This is a genomic window from Microbulbifer mangrovi, from assembly GCF_002009015.1.
Lineage (GTDB): Bacteria > Pseudomonadota > Gammaproteobacteria > Pseudomonadales > Cellvibrionaceae > Microbulbifer > Microbulbifer mangrovi.
The window spans coordinates 1-24,119 of sequence record NZ_LZDE01000287.1 but is presented as its reverse complement, the minus strand read 5'-3'; the positions used below and the strand labels follow the sequence as shown (position 1 = coordinate 24,119).

Below are 24,119 nucleotides of genomic sequence, written 5' to 3'. Positions count from 1 at the left end.
CACGCCGCGGCCACAGCCCCAGCCGTTACCTCAGAGCGCGCCAAGCCAGCAGCCTCAACAATTGCCGCATGGGACACCATTCCCTCAACCGCAGCCTATGCCGCAGGGCGTGCCGTTGCCTGGACCGGCGATACCCGGTCAGTCTCAGCAGGGTAACGGGTTAACGCCCATGATTATCGGCCCGCAACCATACGAAAGCTCGACCGCAGGAGAGACGACCACGGTGTCGATTACACCAACCCAGCCTCGCCCTCCCGCAACTGGGGAAGTGGGGCGACCTGCGCAGGTTACCGATCCCACAGATACCGATCTGGCGAACTACCAGACAGGCTTTGGGTACGCATTGGTTCCATCAACGGACATTTCAACGCCTGACGTGACTTCCGGCCTGTACATTTTCGATAGCCCTTATTCACTGGAATTCCTTGAGCCGCAACTGGACGATCACGTTGTGGAAGTTCACCGGGGGAAGAAGACGTACTATCAGCGCTACAGTGAGACCACGGAAGCAGAGTTGGGCGCCTTGAACCTGATTGTTATCGGGATCCGTAATCCGGATTACCGGCAGGCAAACACCACGGATTTGGGGAAATGAACGGGGGAAGGCAGAAATTCAGCGTGCGCCGTTGGCGAACCTTCAAAATCCGTTAACCGGTAGAGGATCGGTCGAACTTCCATTGGCTTAGCTCAGGGAATAATCCCTCCGTTCGCGGGCGCTTTTTAGTTTCTTTGCTACACTTATAACAATAATCGCAATAAATTTTTACGTATGGCAGCCATACCGCAACTACTGGCTGAGTACTTCAGCCTGCTTCCCCCTGATCGCTGTGAGCGCAGACCATCGCTCCTCCGGTTAATTGTTGCGGATTATCCTCTTAACTCACTCAGCTCCGATACAAAACGTTCTGATATGAACGGGCTTGTTGCTGGCCTGAGTTTGGCGTGTTAAGCAACAGGTAGAGTTTGGATTATGGTTTGGCGATTTATCCAATTGAATCAATAAACAGCAGGGAGAAAGTCATGTCCTACAGCGAAGAGTTGGCTCAAAAAGTCCGGGGCTTGCTGCAACCGAAAGATGGCCTGACTGAAAAACAAATGTTCGGTGGCCTGGCGTTTATGTTGAATGGCAACATGGCCTGTGGTGTCGTGGGCGAAGAGCTGATGGTGAGAGTTGGGCCGGAGAATTACCAAGAGGCGCTGGGTGAGCGCTACACACGGCCGATGGATTTCACCGGTCGCCCGCTCAAAGGTATGGTATACGTTGAAGAGGACGCCATCGCGGAGGACCTCGATGGCTGGGTAACCCGCGGCGTGGAGTTTGCCGGAAGCCTGCCTCCCAAGTGACCCCCATCACGGCTGCATCAGGGGGCGTAGGGCAAGCCGGGAGGCTACGGGCACCTCCCGGCAGCTCCTTCAGTTATCCAGTTGTTCCGGATTATCCAGTTTCGATGGTGCTGCGATACCGTCGATTTCAATCGTAAGGTGGAATACCTGAGCGCATCGTCGTTTAAGCTCTGCCTCCAGCTCATCGATCAGCTCTTCCGTGGCCTCCAGAGTGGCCTGGATTGTTGCCCGGGTCTCCGCATATTCCAGTACCGCTTCGGTACGCCGGTGTTCCGGCACGCGATCCAATAGCTGGCGCTCGTGCTTGGCAATACGTTCTGGCACAGCGCGCATCAATACTTCTTCCCTCACTTCGACTTCCGCAACTACCACGGTATGGGTGTCGTCCACGATCACCGAGCGAAGGTCGTGGTAGCGCTCGATTGCCCGGTGACCTTTGACGATTTCCTCGAAGGCGCGTTCGGCTTCCTGATCGCGGATATTGGTCAGATAGCGCATGTTGATCATGCCGAGAAACACCGCGGTAAAACCCAGCATGACCGCAATCACTACCGAGAATCCGATATCCCACATCGGATTCCCGGTACTCTGGGTCATGCCGATACCAGTGGCGGCGAGGATCACGCCGGTTACCGCGATGGAATCCTCCAGCAGTACTGCAATCAGTGTGGGATCATCCGCAGCCGCAAGGTAGCGGAAAGGATTACGCCGGCCATCGGCGCGCATACGGGCAAAAAACTCTTTGCCTGCCACCAGTAACACATAGCCTTCCAGTACAAAAGCGATGGTCAATACAGCGGCGGAAATCCAGATGGGGGCGATCTCAAGGCCGAGAAACGAGATCGCCTCGGGGCGCTCTATATGTCCGAGGTTGTGCCAGGCATGCCAGGCGTGGGCCAGGCCGAGGCCACAACCAATAGAAAACAGCCCGATGGCGCTCCACAGGTTCCACAGATATTTTTTCTGACCGTGGCCAAACGCGTACTGATTATCTGCCGGTTGGCCACCGCGCTTTAGTCCGATGAGCAGGAACACCTGATTCAAAGTATCCATCAGGCTGTGAACGGCTTCGTTCATCATCGCCGCAGAATGGGTTGCCAGTGCGGCGATACCTTTCAAGACGGTGATGATTGCGTTGACGCAAATGGCGTAAAGAACGGCTTTCTTTGAGCCCTGTGCCATGGATTCCCCTTAAAACTAACTGCGAGTTGGTCACTCAACGGTAAAAAATGCGCATACCTTACCGCATTTATGAATTGTCTGGCGACAGCTGAGTATAGAACCCAAGTATTTCTCGTATATACAGGGAAAGAAGGTCTCCGCCGCCATTCACCATATATGCAAAAAGGTGGTGCCTATACTTCCCTAGGCCAAATTCTCGATAAATGTCGCACGTCCATTCCGGTTGTAGAGGTAAATATGAATAAACTGTGTCAGTTCGCCACCGCTATTTTATTTGGCTTGGTAGCTACGCTCGCGAACGCTCAGGAAAAGCCCAATATTCTCATCATCTGGGGTGACGATATTGGTATGTGGAATGTCAGTGCCTATCACCGGGGCATGATGGGTGGTTCCACCCCTAATATCGATCGTATTGCCAAAGACGGCATGATTTTCATGGATCACTATGCCCACGCTTCCTGTACCGCGGGACGGGCGTCGTTTATTACCGGCCAGTACCCCATGCGTATCGGCCTCAGTACCGTGGGGCTGCCCGGTGCTGAGCAGGGATTGAAAGCTGAGACGCCAACCCTGGCAGAAATGCTCAAGCCCCACGGCTACGTTACCGGTCAGTTCGGCAAGAACCATCTGGGGGACCGGGATGAGCATCTGCCGACCAATCACGGCTTTGATGAATTTTTCGGGATTCTCTATCACCTGAATGCAGGTGAGTATCCCGAGCAATACGATTACCCCAAAGATCCGCAGGTACAAAAGCAGTTCGGCCTGAAAATGCGTGGTGTGATCCACTCCAAGGCGCGCTCTGATGGCAAGCAGGAAATTGAAGACATGGGCGCCTGGGGCCAGGAGCGCCAGCGTAATCTGGATCAGGAAGTGCTGGAACAATCCAAACGCTTTATTACCGAGGCGGTTAAATCCGGCAAGCCATTCTTTGTATGGCACAACACCACCCGCATGCACTACCGCACGAACTTGAGTAAGGAGTACAAGGGAAAAAGCGGCTATGGCATCTACGCCGACGGCATGCTGGAGCTGGATGACGACGTAGGCGAGTTGCTGGATCTGCTGGATCAACTTGGTGTGGTAGACAATACGCTGGTTATGTTCTCCACCGACAACGGCGCCGCGTCCAACTCCTGGCCAGATGGTGGCAACCAGCCGTTTCACGGCGAAAAAGGTGTCGGTGGATGGGAAGGTGGGTTCCGCGTACCCATGCTGGTGAAATGGGAAGGAAAAATTCCCGCAGGTACTTCTACTGGCGAATTCATGACGATGGAAGATTGGGTGCCAACCATTATGTCCATCGTCGGGGAGAAAGACATCAAGGACAAGCTGCTGTCGGGCGCCAAAATTGGCGATAAGCGCTTCAAGGTGCATCTCGACGGTTACGATCAGACCGACATATTGCTGAATCAGGGAAAAACCAAGCGCAAGGAATTCTATTACTTCACCGAAACTACGTTTCACGGAATGCGCTATGGAGACTGGAAGTTTCTGTTTATCGATCAGGAAGAGTGGTTCCGAGCCAGCCAGATCCCTCTGACCACCCCCTACATCATCAATCTCAAGCTGGATCCGTTTGAGCGCTTTATTGACGCCCGCGGGTATGACGAATGGGCGGAGAACAGAAGCTGGACCCTGGGACCGGCTGGCGCGCAGATTCAGAAATTTGTGCAAACATTCAAGGAATTTCCTCCGGTACAGGAGAGTTTTTCTGCGCAGGTTAGTGAGGTCAGTACCTTAATCAATTCACTGGCGCATCAGCAGCGCTAGAAATCCACTATCAAAATTTGGTTGCCAAGGAAGGTATCTATGAAAACGCAGGGATTGGCTGTATCGATTCTGGCGGCGGTTATTGCACTGTCCGCCTGTGGTGGAGACCACGATCGAGACAAACAAGACGCAAGTAATGAAGCAGGCGAACAAGGTGGGACTCTTGTTGGAGAAGAACTCGGTACAGCGGACGGTCCCGTGTCCGAGACCACCGGCAAGGCGCCCATGCCCGAGTCTTCGCAGCCCTCCGGGCCCTCGCAAGCAGCGCAGCCTTCCAGTGGTTCCAATCCATCCCAGGTCTATTTTGGCGATACACATGTTCACACCGGCTGGTCTGCGGATGCGGGCATGGATGGCGCAATTCTAACGCCGGAAGATGCTTACCGGTTTGCCTTGGGCGAGCAGGTTAAATCCAACAGCGGCATGAACGCCAAGCTGGCTCGCCCCTACGACTGGTTCATGATCACCGACCACTCCGACGGCATGGGCGTGATCAACGAGCTGATTTCGGGCAATCCGGAAATGATGTCTGACCCCGTGCTGAAGCGCTGGAACGAAGCACTGAATTCGGGCGATGAAGAAAAAGCGGCAGCCGCAAAAAGTGAACTGATCGTGATGCAATCCGAAGGCAAGTTGCCCAAAGCGGTGATGGATCCCAAGTGGATGAAATCCGCCTGGGAAAAAACCGTGGATGCCGCGGAGAAGTATTACAAGCCAGGTGAGTTCACCACCTTTATTGCCTACGAATGGACCGTCAATGCGGACGGAGGCGATAACCTGCACCGCAATGTGATCTTCCGCGATGATGCGACGAACACCCGTAGCTTACTGCCACTGACCACTTTCGAAACCCAGGATCCGGAAAAACTCTGGGCATGGATGAAGGCTTACGAAGACAAGACCGGTGGCCGCGTGCTCGCGATTCCGCACAATGGCAATATGTCCAATGGCCGTATGTTTGAGGAAAAGCGCTTTGACGGATCGCCCATGACCAAAGAGTGGGCGGAGATGCGCGCCCGCTACGAGCCGCTGTATGAGGTGACCCAGATCAAGGGGCAGAGTGAATCCCATCCCAGCCTGTCGCCGGAGGATGAGTATGCCGACTGGGACCTGTGGGACCGCGGTAACCTGATTTTGAAACCTAAGCCACCTGGTTCTTTCCAATATGAATACTGGCGCCCGGCGCTCAAGGCCGGAATGCGCCTGGAAGATGAACTTGGCACCAACCCCTTCCAGTACGGCGCCAATGGTGCGACCGACACCCACACCGGTTTGTCCACACCGGACGACGATAACTTCTTTGGCAAGTTCAAAACCCTCGAGCCCAGCAATAAAAAGCGCTGGGACTTTCCACTGCTATCCGGTCCGACCGATAACTATATGGGTTGGGAAATGGCGTCTTCTGGCACCATGGGGGTATGGGCTACCGAAAACACCCGTGAAGCCATCTGGGACGCCATGATGCGCAAGGAAACGTTTGCCACCACCGGTCCGCGTATGACCGTGCGCTTTTTTGGCGGGTTTGATTTCTCCAAGGGCGATGCGGAAGGCGATATCACCGCTGCGGGCTATGAAAAAGGCGTACCCATGGGCGGAAAACTCAAGGGTGACAAGGGCGGCAAACGGATTAAATTCCTGGTCGCGGCAATGAAGGACCCGGAGGGTGCCAATCTGGACCGTATTCAGATTGTTAAAGGCTGGGTCGATGGTAATGGCGATACCCACGAGAAAGTCTACAACGTCAAGTGGTCCGGTAATCGAAAAATGGATGGCCAGGGTCATATCCAGCATGTAGGTAATACCGTTGACCTTGAAACTGCGGAGTACGCGAATGATATCGGTGACGCGCAACTGGTGGCCTACTTCGAGGACAAGGAATTCAATCCATCACACAAGGCCGTGTATTACGTGAGGGTTCTGCAAATTCCCACACCGCGCTGGACCCTGTACGACAAGGTCAGAAACAAGATTGAAATGGACAAGAAGGTTCCGATGGTGCAGCAGGAACGCGCCTTCTCAAGTCCGATCTGGTACACGCCTTAAGGGTGTCTGGAAAAACGGATAATTGCTGGATCAGACCGGAATCTTTGAAGGAAGGAAAGCCGCGATGAAAATTTGGCGTATGGCGTTGTCTGTGCTTGCGTTGTCTCTCGTGATGACGGGTTGCTCTCGAGAAGCTGCGCCACCGGCGTCAGATACTGAAATACCCAACGATGTGGCCGGTAAGGAAGTTGGGGAGGTCGCCGCTGCTGATGAGAGATCAGTATCGGACAGCACTTCCTGGCCGGACCGTAAACACTTGCCCAATGACTTGTCGCCGTTTGAAGGGAAGATTGGAAAAACCTACAAGGAATCCGAATCCAGCTGGCAAAAAGTGCCCACCGCGCCCAAGGGCGCCCCCAACGTGATCGTCATTCTTCTGGACGACGTCGGCTTCGGTCAGACGTCCACCTTTGGTGGCCTGATTCCGACCCCGAATCTCGATGAACTGGCGAACGAAGGACTGCGCTATAACCGCTTCCACACCACCGCTATCTGCGGCCCATCGCGCGCGGCACTGTTGACCGGGCGCAACCATCACCAGTCGGGCAGTGGCTTCCTGATGGAGTGGGCAACGGGCTTTCCCAGCTATTCGGCCTACATTCCGAAAAGTACCGCGACCATTGCTGAAATATTGAAAGGCAACGGCTACAGCACCTGGTGGTACGGCAAGAACCACAATACGCCGGACTGGGAAGCCACAGTATCCGGCCCCTTCGACCGCTGGCCCACGGGCCTGGGCTTTGATTATTTCTATGGATTCAATGCCGGGGAAACTCACCAGTACTATCCGGTGCTGTTTGAGAATACGGTGCCGGTGGAGCCGGACAAGTCGCCGGAAGAGGGCTACCACTTCATGACGGACATGACCGACCGAGCCATCGCCCGCATGAAGTTCGCCAAGTCCGTAGCGCCGGACAAACCGTTCTTTATGTACTTCGCCCCCGGGGCGATGCATGCGCCCCACCATGTCACCGCCGAGTGGCGTGAAAAGTTCAAGGGCAAGTTCGATATGGGCTGGGACAAATACCGCGAGGAAGTGTTCGAGCGTCAAAAGAAAATGGGCATAGTGCCGGCCGAAACCAAGCTGACAGAGCGACCCGAGTGGGTGCCCGCGTGGGACAGCCTGAGTGATGACCAGAAAAAAGCCTACAATGCGCTGTTTGAAAACTTTGCCGGTTACTTTGCCTTTACCGACCACGAAGTAGGGCGGCTTATTGACGCGGTGGATGAGTTGCCCGATGCCGACAATACATTGGTGATCTATATCGTTGGCGACAATGGCGCATCCGCGGAGGGTGGGCCCGACGGCACAATGAATGAGATTAAAAACCTGAACGGCTTGTCGACGACCCTGGATGAAATCCTGGAAAATCTCGACAAACTGGGCGGGCCGGAATCAGAACCCCATTACCCGGTCGGCTGGGCCTGGGCCGGCAACACGCCGTTCCAGTGGGTTAAGCAGGTTGCGTCGCACCTGGGTGGTACCCGTAACCCGATGGTGATCCGCTGGCCCGCCAAGATCAAGCACGATGAACAGCCCCGGGATGCCTTCCTGCATCTGGTAGATGTTGTACCCACTATTCTGGAAGCCGCCAATATACCGATGCCGGATACGGTCAACGGTATTGAGCAGAAGCCTTTGGTGGGCAAGTCGTTTCTCGCCAGTTTCAGTGATTCGCAGTTTAGCGGGCGCCCGGAGCAATACTTTGAGGTATTCAGTAATCGCTCCATGTATGCCGATGGATGGAAGGCGAATGCCCAGCATACACTACCGTGGCGACAAGACCTGGCGCCGGGAAATTGGGAAAAAGACGAGTGGGAGCTCTATAACCTCGAAGAGGATTTCTCTGAAGCCAATAACCTCGCCTCGGAAAATCCCGACAAACTTGCAGAACTGAAGAAAAAGTTTGATCAGGCTGCAAAGGACAACGAGGTGTATCCCATGGACGACCGCGGTGCGGGCCGGTTGGGTATGCCCAAGCCGCCGGTGCCGGGGGCTATTCCCGATTCCAAAATCTACACCTACTATCCGGGCGCCGTGCGTATCCCCGAAGTGGCCGGCCCTTCCATGAAGAATGCGTCCTGGACGTTGACGGCAGATGTGAAAGCCGAGGGTGGCAAGACCGAAGGGGTGATTCTGGCGGTGGGCGGTGTGGCCGCCGGACTGGTGTTGTATCTGGATAGCGGGATACCTGTTTTCGATTACAACTTCTTTGAAAAGCACACCACTTTGAAAGGTAACAAAGCCGTCACCGGTGATGCGAACATTGAAGTGGACTTCGATTACCAGGGCGATAAGCCCGGCGGCGCGGCAAAGCTGATTCTCAAGGTCAACGGCGAGACGGTGGCCACCGGAGAAGTACCCGAAACCGTCGCCGGACGCTTTGGTATCGATACCTTCGGTATCGGAGAAGACACCGGACAGCCGGTGACCCATGAATACGAGCCGCCAAATGCGTTTACCGGTGAAATAGAAAAAGTGGTTGTGGAAATGAAGTAAGTCACTGCCACGGTGTTCACGGCTTACCAACAAAAATGCCCGCACGGTTGTGCGGGCTTTTTTGTTGGTGGGAGGCCCCAATCAGTTGCTATGCGCGGCACCAGATCTCAGCTGCTCCTCAATTTTTTTGAGGTTAAACGAGCCGGGTGATTGGCTGGGCGGATAGTCTTCCATGGTTTTGAGGAATTTGGCCGCCATTCCTTGCATCGGAACCAGAACGAACGCGCGATCCAGGAACCAGTCGTTGTAGGTGTTGGCGTTGTGCTGAGCGCGCTCAAAAGGATCCCTGCGCAGATTGAACAGCAGGGGCACGCGCAGTTCGGTAAACGGCTCACGCCAGACTTCGAACGCCTTGCCGCGGTTTTCCAGGAATACCGCTTTCCAGGCATCGTAGCGCATGGCCACGATCTGGCCGTCATCGTTTACATAGATGAATTCGCGACGGGCAGAATCCTTGGCATTGCCGGTCAGATAGTCCAGCTGGTTGTGGCCGTCGATATAGTTCTTGTAGGTGCGGCCAATCAGTTTGGTGCCTTTCAGCAACTGCTCCTTGATATTCGGGTTACCTGCGGCGGCGGCAAACGTGGGCAGCCAGTCCTCATGGGAGACAATGCCGTTCAGGGTCTTGCCTGCGGGGAATTTTCCCGGCCAGCGCACGAATGCGGGTACACGATAGGCGCCCTCCCAGTTGGAGTTTTTCTCACTGCGGAAGATGGTGGTGCCGGCATCGGGCCAGGTGTTGAAGTGCGGGCCGTTGTCGGTGGAATAGAACACGATAGTGTTATTGGCGATTTTCAAATCGTCCAACAGATCGAGCAGTTTGCCCACATGCATATCGTGTTCGACCATACCGTCCTGGTATTCGTTGCTGTTTGGCCCCGCAAGATTTTTGTGCTCTTCCTTCACATGGGTGCGGTAGTGCATGCGTGTCGCGTTCCACCATACGAAGAAGGGTTTTCCGGCATTGGCCTGTTGCTTGATAAAGTCCATGGCGGCGGCGAGAGTTTCCTCGTCCACGGTTTCCATGCGCTTCTTGGTCAGCGGGCCGGTGTCTTCGATCTTGCCATCCGCAGTGGCCCTGATAACGCCGCGCGGACCGTACTTTTTGCGAAATTCCGGATCTTTCGGGTAATCGCGGTTTTCGGGTTCCTCCTCCGCATTCAGGTGGTAGAGGTTGCCGAAGAACACATCAAAGCCCTGGTTGGTGGGCAGGTGTTCATCGCGGTCGCCGAAGTGGTTTTTGCCAAACTGACCGGTGGCGTAACCCATGCTTTTCATAACGGCAGCAATGGTCACGTCGGTTTTCTGCCAGCCCTCTTTGGCACCCGGCAGGCCAACTTTGGTCATGCCCGTTCTTACCGGCACGTTGCCGCCCATAAATGCGGCACGACCGGCAGTACAGGATTGCTGACCGTAGTAGTCGGTGAAAGACAATCCCTCTTTGGCAATGCGGTCGATATTGGGTGTCATGTAGCCCATCATGCCTTTGCTGTTGGCGCTGATATTCCACATCCCGATGTCATCGCCCCAGATCACCAGGATATTGGGCTTTTCCTGGGCCTGTGCCGCGCCATGGAAGACCGTCAGCAGGGCGGCGGCGGTGAGCGAAATTGGCACTTTGAGTAAACGGTGTATTGAACGTCGCATCATAAGATCCTCCGGAAACTTCCGTTGGTGGTGTTATAGCGTGGGTTTTGGTTTGGGGTTTTATGGCTCAGGGTTTGTCGACGGGAAAAACCACTTTCCAGTCTTTCTGCATATCGATAACCGTCCAGCCTTTTTTACCGGCGTCATCGAGTCCTTTGTTCAGTTGGCCGATGTGGGAATCGCGATCATAGGCCCACTCCCGTTTGCCATCGGTGTGATGGAGGATAATGCCGAAACGCGGTCCTTTACCGGCGGTGGCCCACTCGAGCATCTGGTAATCCCCATCGGAATTGCCGGCGACAAATATGGGGCGCTGCCCGATGTATTGGTGAATGCCGACGGGCTTGCCTTCCTTGTCATCCACCAGGTTGATTTCCGGCAGTTTGATAATGACGGGTTTTCCATCGCGTACTTCATACTTCGCTTTGAGGCTGGTTCCCACTACCTGGTCCGGAGGGATACCGTAGGTTTCCTCGGCAAAGACCCGCATAAAATCCACCCCACCCCCGGAGACAATGAAGGTTTTAAAGCCATTTGCACGCAGGTATTCCAGTAGTTCCAGCTGGGGCTGGTAGATCATTTCATTGAAGGGGCGATTCGTTTTCGGGTGGCGGGCAGTTTTAAGCCACTCGCTGACATTGGAGCGAAATTCTTCAGCGGTCATATTAGCGTGGGTGGCGGCCAGGATTTTCATCAAACCCTCCTTGCCACTGTCGATGACACCTTTCATATCACCCTTGAGTACCGAGGCAAACGGTTCCTCGGTTTTCCACTCTGGATGATCGGAGGCCTTTTTCTTGACTTGATCGATGGCATAGAAGAGTTGGAAATAAACCGGCTGCTCTGCCCAGAGGGTGCCATCGTTGTCGAAGGTCGCAATACGCTGGCTTTCTGGCACAAAGTCTGGCGATCCGTTTTTTGTGACCTTTTCCACGAAGCCTACGATGGCTTCTTTGGTCGGCCCGTCATTCCAGGAGGGCAGTGGATCCGCGGCTGCGGCCGTTGTGGCTACAACCGACACACAAAAGAGAAGCAGCAGAAGTCGCTGAGTCATCGCAAACTGCATAGTTACATCTCGCAGTATTGGTTGCCGCCAGTTGAAGGCTGGTCAGGCAGGTAAATCTACATCTCTTATCACCTTAGACGGATTTTCTCGATGTTGCCGGTGGCGTAGAAAAATTTGTGAGGTGTGTCCGTCGAATCGAATGAACGTCGAGCTTCAGCGCAGAGGTACGCACAGAGTCAGGGGTTAAGCGGTGGCAATGGGGTTTGCTGGGCACGGGCGGCCTTGGGCCGCAATGCCTCGATGGCCTGGGTCAACTGCCGCCAGACGGCGGCGCTGGAAACACTCGCCGGAGTATCGCCGTACTGCATGGCGCCCAGGGCCAGCAGTGCCGGCTGAAGGCTCTGTGCCGCCGATGGCACACGGCATTTGTATTCCCCGGCCGCCTGTAACAGGGCGGCGTAGTTGCGGGTATTACACGCGGTGTACATGCGCTGCCAGGCGGCGAGCCCGCTGGCTTCTGCGCGCAGGGCGCGCTTGTTCTGGAACTCGTGAATCCGCGGCAGGCCCCAACGCCAGATCAGCCACAGGAAAACGGCCGCGGCGGCGAGTATGAGAAGTTTTTCCCATAGGCTAGTGCCTGCGAGTGCGCCGGGGCCGCGGGCATGTACTTTTATTGCATCGACGCTGGTGGTTTTGATCTGGCCATCGTCCAGGTCATACCAGCGCAGAGTGATCGCCGGCAGGGTACCGCGCGCGCGACCTTCTGCCACATAGGTCATACGCTCGCTGCGGGTGCCGGTAGTCTCGTCGGTGCGCGGATCGGTCTTATCGGCGGCCTTGTGCGTATCGGCGTAGGCGGCGAGCCCCTCCGGACTGCGGGTGTCGAGCAGCTGCGGAATAAACATCACCGTGCTGCCTTCGATGGTGGCGGTGACGGTGCGGGAAAAGGCGTCGCCAGCGCGGAGATCTTCCGGCTCACCCTTGATTTCCTGGGTAAGCGTCAGATCCCTGGCGGCGATAAACGGAGTCAGCCCCTCGGCGCCTTTGGGGGTTGTAACCGTAATCGGAGGCGGGGCAAGTTTGAGTGTGGTTTGCAGCTCGCCGGTGCCGTCAGGATCGCTGTAGGTGACCATTATCTCCCCGGCGGGGAGTTGATAAGTTCCCGGCGCCAGTGGGACGATCAGGTATTCGCGGGAGACGCCGGACCAGGTCTGTCCATCGATTGCCCGGCTGACGGCGAGGGAGGAACGCCCGGGGAGGGTGACCGAGAGGTTGGGCTGGTCGAAATCGGGGAACACGGCGGGCTGGGTCATCCAGGTGGGCACCAGGATGGTGACGAACAGGGAGATGGACTGGCCGGGAACGGCTTTTACTTCCGAGAGTTTGGATTCGATGATTGGCTTGTCTGCCGCCAGGGTAACAGTACTAAGCAGCCAGATGGTGAGGAGAACAATCCATCGCTTCATGGGTTGTTCTCCTGGGTGCTACTCTCCTGGGTGCTGGTTTTCTCGGTTTCGTTTTTCTCATTCGGTGCACTGGCGGCCTCGGCGGCAAAGCGCTGTTTCAGGTATTCACCGGTGCTGGTGTCGAGGGTGGACATCCACTGGTCGGCACTGACCGGGTTTTCCTTTTTTGCCTTCGCCTGTTCCTGAGGCTCCTGCTCCTGTTCGAAGTCGGACTCCTCTCCCTCGTCATCGGATGCTTCTAGTTCTTCCTCCTCCTCACCGCGGGAATCTTCCATGTACGCGATAATTTTCTTCGTCAGCGCCAAGTTTTCTTTTGCTCCCGGAAATTCCGGGTCCAACTGCAACACTTGCTGAAACGCAGCGACGGCGCCTTCGTACTGGCCGGTTTTGGCCATTGCCATGCCGCGGGTGAACAGGGCTTCCGGTGTATTCAGGCCGGCGAGTGCATCGGCGGCGTCTTCAAATTGGCCGGCCTCGTACAGTGCATAGCCCTTGCGGTACGGGGCCTGAAAACTTTCCGCAGCGCGGCGGTAGTCATGGCGGTAGCTGAACCACTGCCCCTGCTGGTCCGGGGTCAGCAGCCGTCCCAGTAGCCCGCCACCGGTTTTCGTTTCGCTTTCCGCGCTGACCTGTGCATTGGCATGGTTCGGGAAATTGCTTAGCAACACGAAAACCGCGATGGCGCTCGTGCTGGATGCGATGGCTCTTGAAGACATGGCCCAGCCGCGGCGGAACCACAGCAGTGCCAGCAGCGCGGCGGGCCATGCCAGCCACCAGCCGCGATCTTCCCACTGCAGGTTTTCATCCGAGGCCAGTGCCTGTTGGAAGGCACTATTGAAATAGCGATTGAGTGCGCGCAGGTCGCTCTTGTCCGCTGTCACGCGTTCTACAGTTGCGTCGCTGACCTGGGAAATGGCACCACCATTGTCGTTGCCCGGAGCTACCAGCAGAAAACCCAGGCTGTTTTTGTCCGTGCGCTTTGCCATGGCACTGGCATCACTGTCGCTCAGTCTGTCCAACAGAAACAGGATGCCTCCGGGTGTCTCGTCCCTGGCCAGTATCTGCTCCGCCAGCTTTAGCGCGGCTGTGGCGTTTTCTCCCGGTACTGGCATCACGTCGGGACTGAGACCTTCCAGGTAGGGGCGCAGCAGATCCTGGTCTTCCGTCAGCGGCACTACGCGATGGGCACTGCCGGCATAGGCGACGAGGGCGGTGGGTGCGCCGTCGCGGGTTTCCAGCAGATCCAGCACTTTCTGTTTGGCCCGTGCCAGCCGCTCTGGCGGTACGTCTTTTTCCGTCATGCTGTCGCTGACTTTCAGCACCACCACCAGCGGTGTGGTTTTCGCCATTAGCGGATCGGGCAGGCGCGTCCAGCTGGGGCCGGCGGTGCCGAGGGTCAGTAACGTCAAAAGCAGGGCGATCAGGTCGGCAGGCCTGAAATGGCGGCGACGGCGATCTCCCACGGCGAGGGCGCGGGCAAGATGTGGCGCAATCTGGCTGCTGGTCTCGGCATTATCGCGCTGGTTGCGGCGGAGGACCCACCACAGCAACAGCACCGGTATCAGTAACAGTAACCACGCCGGGCGCAGGAAGTGGAAGGCGGAGAGGGCGTCGAGCAGGCTGCTCATGAGGTCGCCCTGTGTGCGGGTGTCTTAGCGAAAACCCCACTGCCCAGAAAGCGACTGGCGAGGGCCAGCAGGCCCAGTAGCAGGGCCAGGCCCATGGGCCAGTGTGCCAGGGAGTGGTGGGGGCGGTAGGTTTCGCTGTCGACCATTTTCGGCGCCAACTTGTCGATCTGGTCGTAGACCGCGGCCAGGGCTTTTTCGTCGTTGGCGAAATAGAACTCGCCACCGGTGCGTTTTGCGATTGCCCGAAGCGTGTCCACGTCCACCCGGTTTTCTTTTTCTTCACTGTCCGGATCACCCACGCCGATAGTGAGGATTTTGACTTTTCGCTGAGCGGCAATGGCGGCGGCATTGACCGGGCTCATGGTGCTGGCGGTATCGCTGCCGTCGCTCAATAGAATCAGCAGGCGCTGCTCTACGTCGCTGCTTTCAAACTGGCGGATAGCGAGGCCGATGGCGTCGCCGAGGGCGGTGTGCGGGCCGGCCATGCCTACATCGGTCTGCTGTAGCAGTTCCAGCAGTGTGTCCAGGTCGGTGGTCAGCGGGGCCTGCACAAACGCTTTGCTACCGAACACAACCAGTGCAACGCGCTCGCCCTCGCGGCCTTCGAGAAAAGGCTTGAGTACCTGTTTGACGCCGTCGAGGCGTTCCATCTTTTCACCGTCGCCGGCGATAAAATCCACCTGTTCCATGGACCCGGAAATATCCACCGCGACAATCAGGTCTCGCGCCGGCTTCTGCAGTGTTACCGCATCGCCTTCGTATTCCGGCCGCGCCAGGGCGGTGACGATCAGCGCCCAGATCACGCAACCCAGTAGCCACTGCCACCAGTCGCGATCGAGGACCACAGCGCCGGAACCCGCCTTGATGCCGATAGCGTCTACTAATTGCTGAAAAAAGGGCACCCTCAGGGCGCGCACTCGCTCGCGGTGCGCCGGGGCGAATTTCCACACCAGTAATGGCAGGGGTAACAGCAGAAAGGCCCAGGGCGCGGCAAAATCGATCACGATGTGGCCCCTGCGGTTTTACCAAATAAGTGAAACCTGCCTGCCCCTGGCTGCACGACTTTGTGCTGGCGAATCCAGCCTTGCGCGGCCTGGACCAGCACATCCGGTTTATGGCTGGTGGCTTTCCGGTAGGGGCTCTGGAGTAGCTCGCGCCCGACCTCACCCTCGAATGCATTGCCGGGGTAGTGCTGGTTGAGAAATTCGAGCCAGTCCTCCCCGGTAAGCGCGGCAACTTCTTCACGTGGGTAGGCGGCGAGTGCCGTGCGACGGAGTATTGCGGCGATCTGTGCGGCGTCGCCCTCGCTCTGTCGCACCTCGGCGAGGGCCGCACGGCGATAGGCATTGGCGCGGTAGGTTTGTATTTGTCGCCAGATAAAGAACAACAGTATGAGTAAAAGCAGCGCGCAGAGCCCCTTCGCCAGTGGCGTTGCTGGCCACATGGAAATTGCCGGCGGCTCCGGCGGTGGTACCAGCTGCGCGATCATATCCGACAGCGTTTCCTCACCTGCTGCAGGATTGGTGTTTGCAGGGCTTGTTGATTGCGGGATGGTCGTGGCTTCCTGCATTGGTAATCAATCCTCGGCCACTTGTCTGTTTGTCGGTGGTGACGATGGAGGTACTAATCCCAGCAGTCGCTGCAGTTGTGGCAGGGTGTCTTCCGCGGTGGAAAGCTGGGCCACCGGAAGGCCATAGCGCAGGTGCCAGTCGTTGATAATTTGGCGACGCTCGCGATTGAATTGGTTCATCGCTTCGATTGTGTCCACGCTGCGGGTATCCAGGGTTGCCTGGAGGTCGCCGTCGGAGATGGCACTAACCAGCGACTCGGGCACCGTCTCACCGGTGGGGTCGACCACCGGCACCAGAACCACATCGTTGTGCCGCGCGATGCCGCTTAACAGTCGCTCGGTGGCAGGGCCCACCACATCGAAATCGCTGATCAGCAACACCAAATGATCGCGCCGGGCGATATTCGCAACGGCCTGCAATACCGTGTCCAGTGACGTGGGGGCGGCGGGGGGCGCATCGGCGTGCAGTTTCTTGTTTGCGCGCGCGATTTCGCTGAGAAATCGGGTGAGGGCACGGCGGTTGCGTTTTGGGCGCTGGGTGTAGAGGCCATTGTCGCGCACCACGATACCGCCCACGCGGTCGTCCTGGTTTGGCACCGCAAACGCCGCCAGCGCGGCGGCCTCGGCGGCGGTGGTGGATTTCATTGCGTGGCAGGTGCCAAAGAACATGGACATGCGCTGGTCCACCACAATCAGCGCCGGGCGGTCGCGCTCCTCGGTGTAGACCCGCACATGGGGCTCGCCGGTACGTGCGGTTACCTTCCAGTCGATGGCTCGCACATCGTCCGACGGCCAGTACTCGCGCAGCTCTTCAAAATTCAGTCCGCGCCCACGCAGGCGCGAGGAATGCCGCCCGGCGAGCACGCTGCGTGCGGGCTGGCGCGGCAGCAGGTTCAGGGTTTGCGCCGGGCCTTCCAGTGCCTGCAAATGTGCCAGGTCCACATGGATGCGTGGATCTGTCGCCGATTCCGGCGCTGCGACGGTGGTGACGCCGGCCCGGCTCCGATTGCGACTGCGAATCTGAAAATTGAACATGGTGACCTGATTTTCCGGGCTCAGGGCAGGGCGACGAGTTTCAGAAGTTCGTCGATCACCTGATCGGCACTGATGCCTTCCCCCTGGGCCTCAAAACTCAGCCCAAGGCGGTGGCGCAGGCAGTCGTGAATCACTGCATGAATATCCTGCGGATCCACATAGTCGCGACCCTCCAGCCAGGCATTGGTGCGCCCGGCTTTGTCGAGTGCGATGGAGCCACGCGGGCTGGCGCCAATTTCGATCCAGCGTGCCAGCTCCTCCGATAACCTGGATGGCTGGCGGGTGGCCTCGACCAGGTCGGCCATATAGCGCACCATGGCAGGGGATACATGGATGGCGGCGATTTCGCGGCGTGCGTCGAACACCGCTTGTTGGGGGGTTACGTCTGCCGCTTGCTGTGGCTCCGCTGACCCTGACGCTGTAACGGTGGTATTGGCGGCAGCAATTTCCTCGCTGCGCACCAGCTCGATTACTTCCACTTCGTCTTTTACTGGCGGGTAGGTAATCAGTACATGCATCAGGAAGCGATCCATCTGCGCTTCCGGTAGAGGATAGGTACCTTCCTGCTCGATGGGGTTCTGGGTGGCCATTACCATAAACAGCGGTGGCATCTTGTGGGTCTTGCCGGCCACGGTGACCTGGCGCTCTTCCATCGCTTCCAACAGCGCGGACTGCACCTTGGCGGGGGCACGGTTGATTTCATCGGCAAGCACGATGTTGGCGAAGATGGGGCCGGGGTGAAAACGGAATTCGGATTTCTGTTGGTCTCGATAGAGCATATCGGTGCCGGTCACATCGGCGGGCAACAGGTCTGGCGTGAACTGGATTCGGCTGAAATCGGCCTCGAGGTTTTTCGCCAGCGCTTTGATTGCACGGGTTTTGGCGAGCCCCGGCAGGCCCTCCACCAGCAGGTTACCATTGGCCAGCAGTCCGATAATCAGGCGCCGGATAACATCGCGCTGGCCCACGATAGCGCGGCCCATGCCTTGTTCCAGTGCGGTAATCTGTTCCCTTGCGGACATGGCGCTTCCTTTCTGCCATCGATTCAGAGTTCCTCATTAACGCTAGCAGATCCGAGGCTGAGGAAGAGGGCGCAAGAAGCTATACTCGGTGCCAATTAAAATCATAATTTGGAGTTTCGATGCGCACACTAATCCTCCTTCTACTCTCGGTACTGCTGATTAGTGCCTGTGAAAAGAATGTGGAAGTGAAGGAGGCGGAAACCAGCACCGCACCGGTCTCTCCATCGGATACACAGACCGACCAAGTGAAGCCGGCTGCGCAATCGAAACCCGGTAAGTCCCCTGCTGCGGATAACCACGCGGACTATGTGGGCGCCGAAACCTGCGCTGGCTGCCACCAGCAGCAATTTGCAGACTGGCAGAAATCCCATCACGACCTCGCCATGAAAACCCCGGATGCGGAAACCGTGGTGGGTAATTTCGGCAACGCAAAGTTCGACTACTTTGGCACCGAGTCCACCTTTTACCAGCGCGATGGCAAGTACTTTGTGCGTACCGACGGGCCGGACGGCAAGCTGCACGATTATCCCGTTGCCTACACCTTCGGTATCTACCCGCTGCAGCAGTACCTGATTGAATTCCCCGGTGGGCGGCTGCAGGCGTTGAGTATTTCCTGGGATTCCCGACCCAGGGAAGAGGGCGGGCAGCGCTGGTTCCACTTATACCCGGACGAAGAAATCAAGGCGGACGACCCGCTGCACTGGACCGGCATCAACCAGAACTGGAACTTCCAGTGCGCGGATTGCCACTCCACCAATCTGCATAAAAACTACGACCGGGCCTCAAACACCTTTGCTACCCAATGGTCCGAAATCAATGTGGGCTGTGAGTCCTGCCACGGCCCTGGCAAGAAGCATATGGAGTGGGCAGCACAGTCGGAGGATCAACAGGCTGCGGATGCCACCCGGGGCCTAGATATCCATTTCGATGGCCGCCGCCAGGCGCGCTGGGCAATGGATGACAAAACCGGCATTGCCCATATTGGTAATGACGTGGAGACTCAGACAGAAATACCTGTCTGCGCCCAGTGCCACTCCCGACGCGGCACTCAGCACCCCGGCGTAAAGCCCACCGACGACTTCCTGGACTTCTTCCACCCCGCACTGCTGAGTGATGGCCTGTACCATGCCGATGGCCAGATCAACGATGAGGTTTATGTGTGGGGCTCCTTCCTGCAGAGCAAGATGCACGCCGCAGGCGTAACCTGCAGCAACTGCCACAACCCGCACAGTCTGGAGCTGCGCGCAAAAGGTAATGATGTCTGCGCCCAGTGCCATCTGCCCGCCAAATTCGATACCGCAGAGCACCATTTTCACCCCATTGGTAGCGAAGGAGCCCAATGTGTGAACTGCCATATGACCGACAAGGTTTATATGCAGGTGGACGCACGCCGCGATCATAGCTTCCGGGTGCCGCGCCCGGACCTGTCGGACAAAGTGGGTTCTCCAAATGCGTGTACTGGCTGTCACACCGATCAGCCGAATAGCTGGGCGGCGGAAGTTCTGGAGAAAAAATTCGGCGAGCCGGACCCGCATTACGCTGAAGCGCTTTACGCGGGCCGCATCGGCGCTGCGGATGCGGAGAGCCAGTTGTTGAAGCTGGTAATGGATGACAAGCAGCCGGATATCGTGCGTGCAACCGCGGTATCCATGTTGCCGCGCTACCTGTCCCAGACCAGTGCGCAGGTACTGCAGGTGATTGCCCAGGGCGATGATGCGCTGCAACACCTTGGGCTGGCGCAGTCCCTCGACCAGGTGCCACAGCAGGTTCGCCCCGCGTTGGCGATTCCATTGCTATATGAGGACGAGCGCGTGACGGCTTCCCTTGCCGCAAGTGCCATGGCAGGGGCGCCGCTGGAGCAGTACCCGCAGGAAGTCAGCACACGCTACGAGCGCGCCATAAAGGATTATATGGCGTCCGCCGAATTCAACAGCGACCGCCCGGAAAGCCTGGTCAACCTGGCATCGCTGCGCGGTCGCGAGGGCGATCTGGTTTCTGCTGAGCGGTTACTCAAGCAGGCTGTGGCACTCTCGCCGCATTTCACCCCCGCGGTGATCAATCTTGCCGACCTTTACCGGGCGAGTGGTCGTGAAGCGGATAGCGAAGCACTGCTGCGCAATGCGCTGATCACCGCCTTTGACAAGGCACCGATTCAACACACACTGGGTTTGAGTCTGGTGCGGCAGAAGAAAATGTCCCAGGCGCTGGAAATGCTACGGGTCTCCGCGCACAGCGAATCGGCGACCGGGCGCTATGTGTATGTTTACGGGATTGCGCTGAATTCACAGGGTAGGCCCCAGGAGGCAATCAAGGAGCTGGAACAGGGCCTGCAACGATTCCCCGGGGACCGGCAGATCCTCTCGGCATTGGCTTCCATTCATCACGAGCAAGGGAATGAAGTCGCCGCACAAAAATATCAGGCACAACTGCAATAGCGGATAGGGTAAGTGAAATAAAAAGCGCGGCCAAAAGTGGTCGCGCTTTTTAGTCGGTGAACAAGACGATCAGTGATTTTCCTGGGTTTCCATCGCGGCCTCAATCGCTTTGTTGATATTCAGCGACGCCGATTTATGCCGTGGTGGATACTTTTTAAAGGTGGCCAGGTGCTCGTTCAGGATCTGGATTGCCGGCTGGAAAACCCAGCTTTTACGCATGATCTGATGGAAACCGGTGACGCCGTCGTAGTGCTCCAGAGGATCTTTGCGCAGGTTGAACAGCTTGGGCATGGTGTGAAAAACCAGATCGCCGTAATAGAGGCCATCAGGCTTGGTAGCGAAGTGCATTTTCCAGGGGCCCACGCGCAGTGCGGTTAGCTGTGATTCGTAGTAATAGAAAAGCTTGTTGCGCGCCGATTCCTTGCTCTTGCCCGTCCAGTAATCGAGGTTGTTCTCGCCGTCGATATATACCTTGTCCGACTTCATCAGTTTGCCGCGCAGATCCGGCTCTCCCAGGGCTGCAGCAATTGTCGGGAACACATCCTCGTGGGAGGAGATCCCGTTCAGTGCGAGACCGGGGGGGATGTGTCCGGGCCAGCGCACGAGGAAAGGCACGCGCACGCCGCCTTCCCAGGTCGTCATTTTTTCACCGCGGAACCCGGTGGTGCCGGCGTCGGGCCAGGAACTCTGCTCCGGGCCGTTGTCGGTGGTGTAAATCACAATGGTGTTATCGGCGACTCCCAGCTCATCCAGCTTGTCTAGGAGCTGGCCGATTTGGGCGTCGTGCTCAATCAGGCCACTGCCGAACAGGTCATCTTCGGAGCTGATTTGAGTTGCCAGGTGACGGCTTTCGGCTTTCAGGTGGGTATACACGTGCATGCGGCTGGTGTTATGCCAGATGAAAAACGGCTTGCCCGCCTTTTGCGCTTTCTCCATAAAGTTCAGGCTGCGCTCGAGGATTTCCTCATCGAAGGTTTCCATACGCTTGCGAGTCAGCGGGCCAGTATCGGTAACTTTCCCGTCTGCATAGGACTCGATCACTCCGCGCGGGCCAAACTTCTTTTTGAATTCCGCGTCTTTCGGATAGTCCTCCTGCTCCGGTTCCTCGGACACGTTCAAGTGGTACAGGTTGCCGTAGAACTCATCGAAGCCATGTTTGGTAGGCAGGTGCTTATCCAGGTCGCCGAGATGGTTTTTGCCATACTGTGCAGTCATATAGCCTTGAGCCTTCAGGAACTCCGCCATTGTGGGATCCTTTTCATCGATACCCAGGGGATTGCCAGGCTGGCCTACGGTGGCCAGGCCAGAGCGCACCGGTAACTGCCCGAGAAAGAATGCGGCACGGCCGGCAGTACAACTCGGCTGCGCGTAGTGATCGGTAAATAGCGCGCCTTCGTTGGCGATCCGATCAATATTGGGGGTGGGGTAGGTCATGCCGTGGGAATAGGCGCTCAATGAGATTGACGCCACGTCATCCACCATGATGGCGAGAATGTTGGGTTTCTCGGCTGCCTGTGCTGCCGTTACTACCAGCCCGGTCAGCAGGGCGAAACAGGAAAACTGCTTGCGTAAAATGCTCAAAATATTACTCCTGAATTTGATGCGGAACTGCAATTGTAGGACTGCTATTCAGCTTAGATCAGGAGGTGTATGGGCACGTAATACAGGTTGTCTAAATAGACGAATTTTTGGCTTATTAATTCAATTTTTAAATTAAAACCGGAAGCATATTTCTCGGAGTTTCTTCAAGAGGGGCGCCGGCCCTCGGCCATGGAAGGCGGTATGCCAAACCAGCGACGGAAGCTCCGGCTGAATACGGCGAGATCTGCGTAACCCAGATTCAACGCGATACTGGTGAGCGGCATACTGCTTTTGAACACCGCGGTTTTGGCGACTTCCTTGCGGGTTTCTTCCAGGAGTGATCGAAAACTTGTTTGTGAGGATTCGAGTGCCCGTTGCAATTTTTTCGGATGCATTCCCAGGCAGAGTGCAACGTTGGTTTTGCTGCAGTCTCCAGTGGGTAGCAGGCCGAGGATGGCGTGTTTCACCAGTGGGGTCAGGTCGCTATTGGGGTCTGTTTTTAGCTGTTCGAACTGGCTGAAGATGATCTCATTGACCAGCCCTTCCAAGGTGCGCGGCTTTTTGCATAGGGTCTCTCGGTCGATAAAAAAACCGTCGTGTTCGGCATTGAATTCCACCGGGCAAGCGAAGGCTTGCTGGTAAAAATCCCTACCTTTTTCCGGTGGCGGATACCGGAACAAAACCCGGCTGGAGTGCCACTGGTGTCCCGCCATATCCCGGATCAGCTGGTAGACCAGCGCGATGCTGAGTGCCATCAATTGCGGAAAGCGGCCGTGCTGGGCAACCAGGATATCCAGCTTGAGCGCGGTCTCTGCCCGCTCAGTGGGATTCAGGGTGAGGATGGCCCCCTGGGCATGCAGGTGGGTGTGCTTACTGCCTACGGCGAGGGCGCTGGTCACACTGTCCTGGCGGGACATGTAGGCGCCAAACAACCCCAGCACACGCAAACCCTGGCTCATGCCCAGGCGCAGGCCAAAGGTCTCGGTACCGGTTTCCCGTGCGGTCAGCTCCAGCAATTGGCCGAGCTTCTCATAGGGGATCAGGTTGTCGGGGTCGCGCAGCTGGCTGGTGGGCAAGCCGATGGCCCGCTGCAGTTGTACCGGGTTGGCGCCCAGCTTCCTTGCCAGTTCATCATATCCATTGAGGGACCCGGCTCTGACAAATTCAGTCATGCTCGTGGCTCACATCGCTTCATTATTCGTTATTAGTTTTATGGACCTGCGGTCTGTCGCCGCTTTTGCCAATCGTGGCACAACTCTGGTTCCACGATGAGTGAGCTTATCGCCACTGTCCCGTTTTGCAAAGTGTTTGTCCCAAAAAATCAAACCGAATAATTCGGGCTCAATTACTCTCGTAACCGTTCCTGTAGCACTAAGGGCATGCCGGCAGCAGATCGGTTACTCCCGGCACATATAAAAATAACGCTAAACGAGGACGCCTAGCGATGATTGAGTCACAACTCAAAACCAAGCGTACAATTCTCAGCAGTCTGATTTTCACCCTGATCAACATGCCCGCACTGGCGCAAACCACTGCGGAAAGTGACCGTCAGGATAACAATGGTCGCGTTCTGGAAAACGTGACGGTAACCGCACAGAAACGCGAGCAGTCCCTGCAGGACGTGCCGCTATCGGTTTCCGCCATGTCCGGCGAGACGATTCAGGAAGTGGGTATCGAGCGCTTCGAAGATTTTTCCGCTTACATCCCCAACATGTCGGTTACCAAAAGTTCTATTTCCGACAAGATCAATATCCGCGGTATGCAGTCCGGTGAGCAAGCCGGCTTCGAGCAGTCCGTGGGTACGTTTGTAAACGGTATTTACCGCGGCCGTGCGGCGCAGTCCCGTTTCGCGTTTGTGGATGTGGAGCGCGTGGAAGTACTGCGCGG

18 protein-coding genes are annotated in these 24,119 nt (G+C 56.9%); 7 read left to right on the top strand and 11 right to left on the bottom strand.

Annotated elements, in window-relative coordinates; translation table 11 throughout:
* Window positions 1-169 precede the first annotated feature (169 nt).
* Entirely contained in the window at window positions 170-595 is a 426-nt protein-coding gene (locus B4U49_RS07355; RefSeq protein ID WP_143735578.1) for a hypothetical protein, read from the top strand.
* A gap of 425 nt (window positions 596-1,020) precedes the next feature.
* Window positions 1,021-1,344, top strand: a complete 324-nt coding sequence (locus tag B4U49_RS07350; RefSeq protein WP_078083923.1) for a TfoX/Sxy family protein — start codon at window positions 1,021-1,023, stop codon at window positions 1,342-1,344.
* 69 nt (window positions 1,345-1,413) lie between these two features.
* Here the strand turns inward: B4U49_RS07350 and B4U49_RS07345 are convergent, their stop codons facing one another.
* Window positions 1,414-2,526: a cation diffusion facilitator family transporter gene (locus tag B4U49_RS07345; RefSeq protein ID WP_078083922.1), complete on the bottom strand. Its 1,113-nt coding sequence runs from the start codon at window positions 2,524-2,526 to the stop codon at window positions 1,414-1,416.
* A 237-nt stretch (window positions 2,527-2,763) separates the two neighbouring features.
* On the opposite strand from B4U49_RS07345, the gene B4U49_RS07340 reads away from it, so the two are divergent.
* From B4U49_RS07340 to B4U49_RS07330, 3 genes are all read left to right on the top strand, one after another.
* Entirely contained in the window at window positions 2,764-4,299 is a 1,536-nt protein-coding gene (locus B4U49_RS07340; RefSeq protein WP_078083928.1) for an arylsulfatase, read from the top strand.
* A gap of 39 nt (window positions 4,300-4,338) precedes the next feature.
* Window positions 4,339-6,342 (top strand): DUF3604 domain-containing protein, encoded by a 2,004-nt coding sequence (locus B4U49_RS07335; protein WP_078083921.1) that lies wholly within the window; start codon window positions 4,339-4,341, stop codon window positions 6,340-6,342.
* A 64-nt stretch (window positions 6,343-6,406) separates the two neighbouring features.
* Window positions 6,407-8,842: a sulfatase family protein gene (locus B4U49_RS07330; protein ID WP_204903008.1), complete on the top strand. Its 2,436-nt coding sequence runs from the start codon at window positions 6,407-6,409 to the stop codon at window positions 8,840-8,842.
* An 81-nt stretch (window positions 8,843-8,923) separates the two neighbouring features.
* On the opposite strand, the gene B4U49_RS07325 is transcribed toward B4U49_RS07330, so the two are convergent.
* The 8 genes from B4U49_RS07325 to B4U49_RS07290 form a co-directional block, all read right to left on the bottom strand.
* The gene (locus B4U49_RS07325) at window positions 8,924-10,492 is read right to left on the bottom strand and encodes an arylsulfatase (protein ID WP_078083920.1); all 1,569 of its coding nucleotides are present in this window, start codon (window positions 10,490-10,492) and stop codon (window positions 8,924-8,926) included.
* Between the two features lie 64 nt (window positions 10,493-10,556).
* Window positions 10,557-11,543 carry an HAD family hydrolase gene (locus B4U49_RS07320; protein WP_239692505.1) on the bottom strand — a complete coding sequence of 329 codons (987 nt, stop codon included), beginning with the start codon at window positions 11,541-11,543 and terminating at the stop codon, window positions 10,557-10,559.
* Window positions 11,544-11,731: 188 nt separating this feature from the next.
* Window positions 11,732-12,961 carry a BatD family protein gene (locus tag B4U49_RS07315; protein ID WP_078083918.1) on the bottom strand — a complete coding sequence of 410 codons (1,230 nt, stop codon included), beginning with the start codon at window positions 12,959-12,961 and terminating at the stop codon, window positions 11,732-11,734.
* The gene (locus B4U49_RS07310) at window positions 12,958-14,589 is read right to left on the bottom strand and encodes a VWA domain-containing protein (RefSeq protein WP_078083917.1); all 1,632 of its coding nucleotides are present in this window, start codon (window positions 14,587-14,589) and stop codon (window positions 12,958-12,960) included. The genes B4U49_RS07315 and B4U49_RS07310 overlap by 4 nt, the downstream gene beginning before the upstream one ends.
* On the bottom strand, window positions 14,586-15,593 hold the full coding sequence (locus tag B4U49_RS07305; protein WP_078083916.1) for a VWA domain-containing protein: 1,008 nt from the start codon (window positions 15,591-15,593) through the stop codon (window positions 14,586-14,588). Before B4U49_RS07305 ends, B4U49_RS07310 begins: the two co-directional genes overlap by 4 nt.
* Window positions 15,590-16,159 carry a DUF4381 domain-containing protein gene (locus tag B4U49_RS07300; protein ID WP_078083915.1) on the bottom strand — a complete coding sequence of 190 codons (570 nt, stop codon included), beginning with the start codon at window positions 16,157-16,159 and terminating at the stop codon, window positions 15,590-15,592. Before B4U49_RS07300 ends, B4U49_RS07305 begins: the two co-directional genes overlap by 4 nt.
* A gap of 6 nt (window positions 16,160-16,165) precedes the next feature.
* Window positions 16,166-17,194 carry a DUF58 domain-containing protein gene (locus B4U49_RS07295; protein WP_143735577.1) on the bottom strand — a complete coding sequence of 343 codons (1,029 nt, stop codon included), beginning with the start codon at window positions 17,192-17,194 and terminating at the stop codon, window positions 16,166-16,168.
* Window positions 17,195-17,214: 20 nt separating this feature from the next.
* Window positions 17,215-18,216, bottom strand: coding sequence for an AAA family ATPase (locus B4U49_RS07290; RefSeq protein ID WP_078083914.1), 1,002 nt, complete (start codon window positions 18,214-18,216; stop codon window positions 17,215-17,217).
* Between the two features lie 119 nt (window positions 18,217-18,335).
* Here B4U49_RS07290 and B4U49_RS07285 point away from each other — a divergent pair, with 119 nt between their 5' ends.
* Window positions 18,336-20,651, top strand: coding sequence for a tetratricopeptide repeat protein (locus B4U49_RS07285; protein ID WP_078083913.1), 2,316 nt, complete (start codon window positions 18,336-18,338; stop codon window positions 20,649-20,651).
* A 69-nt stretch (window positions 20,652-20,720) separates the two neighbouring features.
* On the opposite strand, the gene B4U49_RS07280 is transcribed toward B4U49_RS07285, so the two are convergent.
* Window positions 20,721-22,232, bottom strand: coding sequence for an arylsulfatase (locus tag B4U49_RS07280; RefSeq protein ID WP_239692504.1), 1,512 nt, complete (start codon window positions 22,230-22,232; stop codon window positions 20,721-20,723).
* 164 nt (window positions 22,233-22,396) lie between these two features.
* Window positions 22,397-23,404 (bottom strand): AraC family transcriptional regulator, encoded by a 1,008-nt coding sequence (locus B4U49_RS07275; RefSeq protein ID WP_078083912.1) that lies wholly within the window; start codon window positions 23,402-23,404, stop codon window positions 22,397-22,399.
* A 272-nt stretch (window positions 23,405-23,676) separates the two neighbouring features.
* Between B4U49_RS07275 and B4U49_RS07270 the strand changes: the two genes are divergently transcribed.
* The coding region (locus tag B4U49_RS07270; protein WP_239692503.1) for a TonB-dependent receptor plug domain-containing protein at window positions 23,677-24,119 on the top strand (443 nt) is incomplete at its 3' end.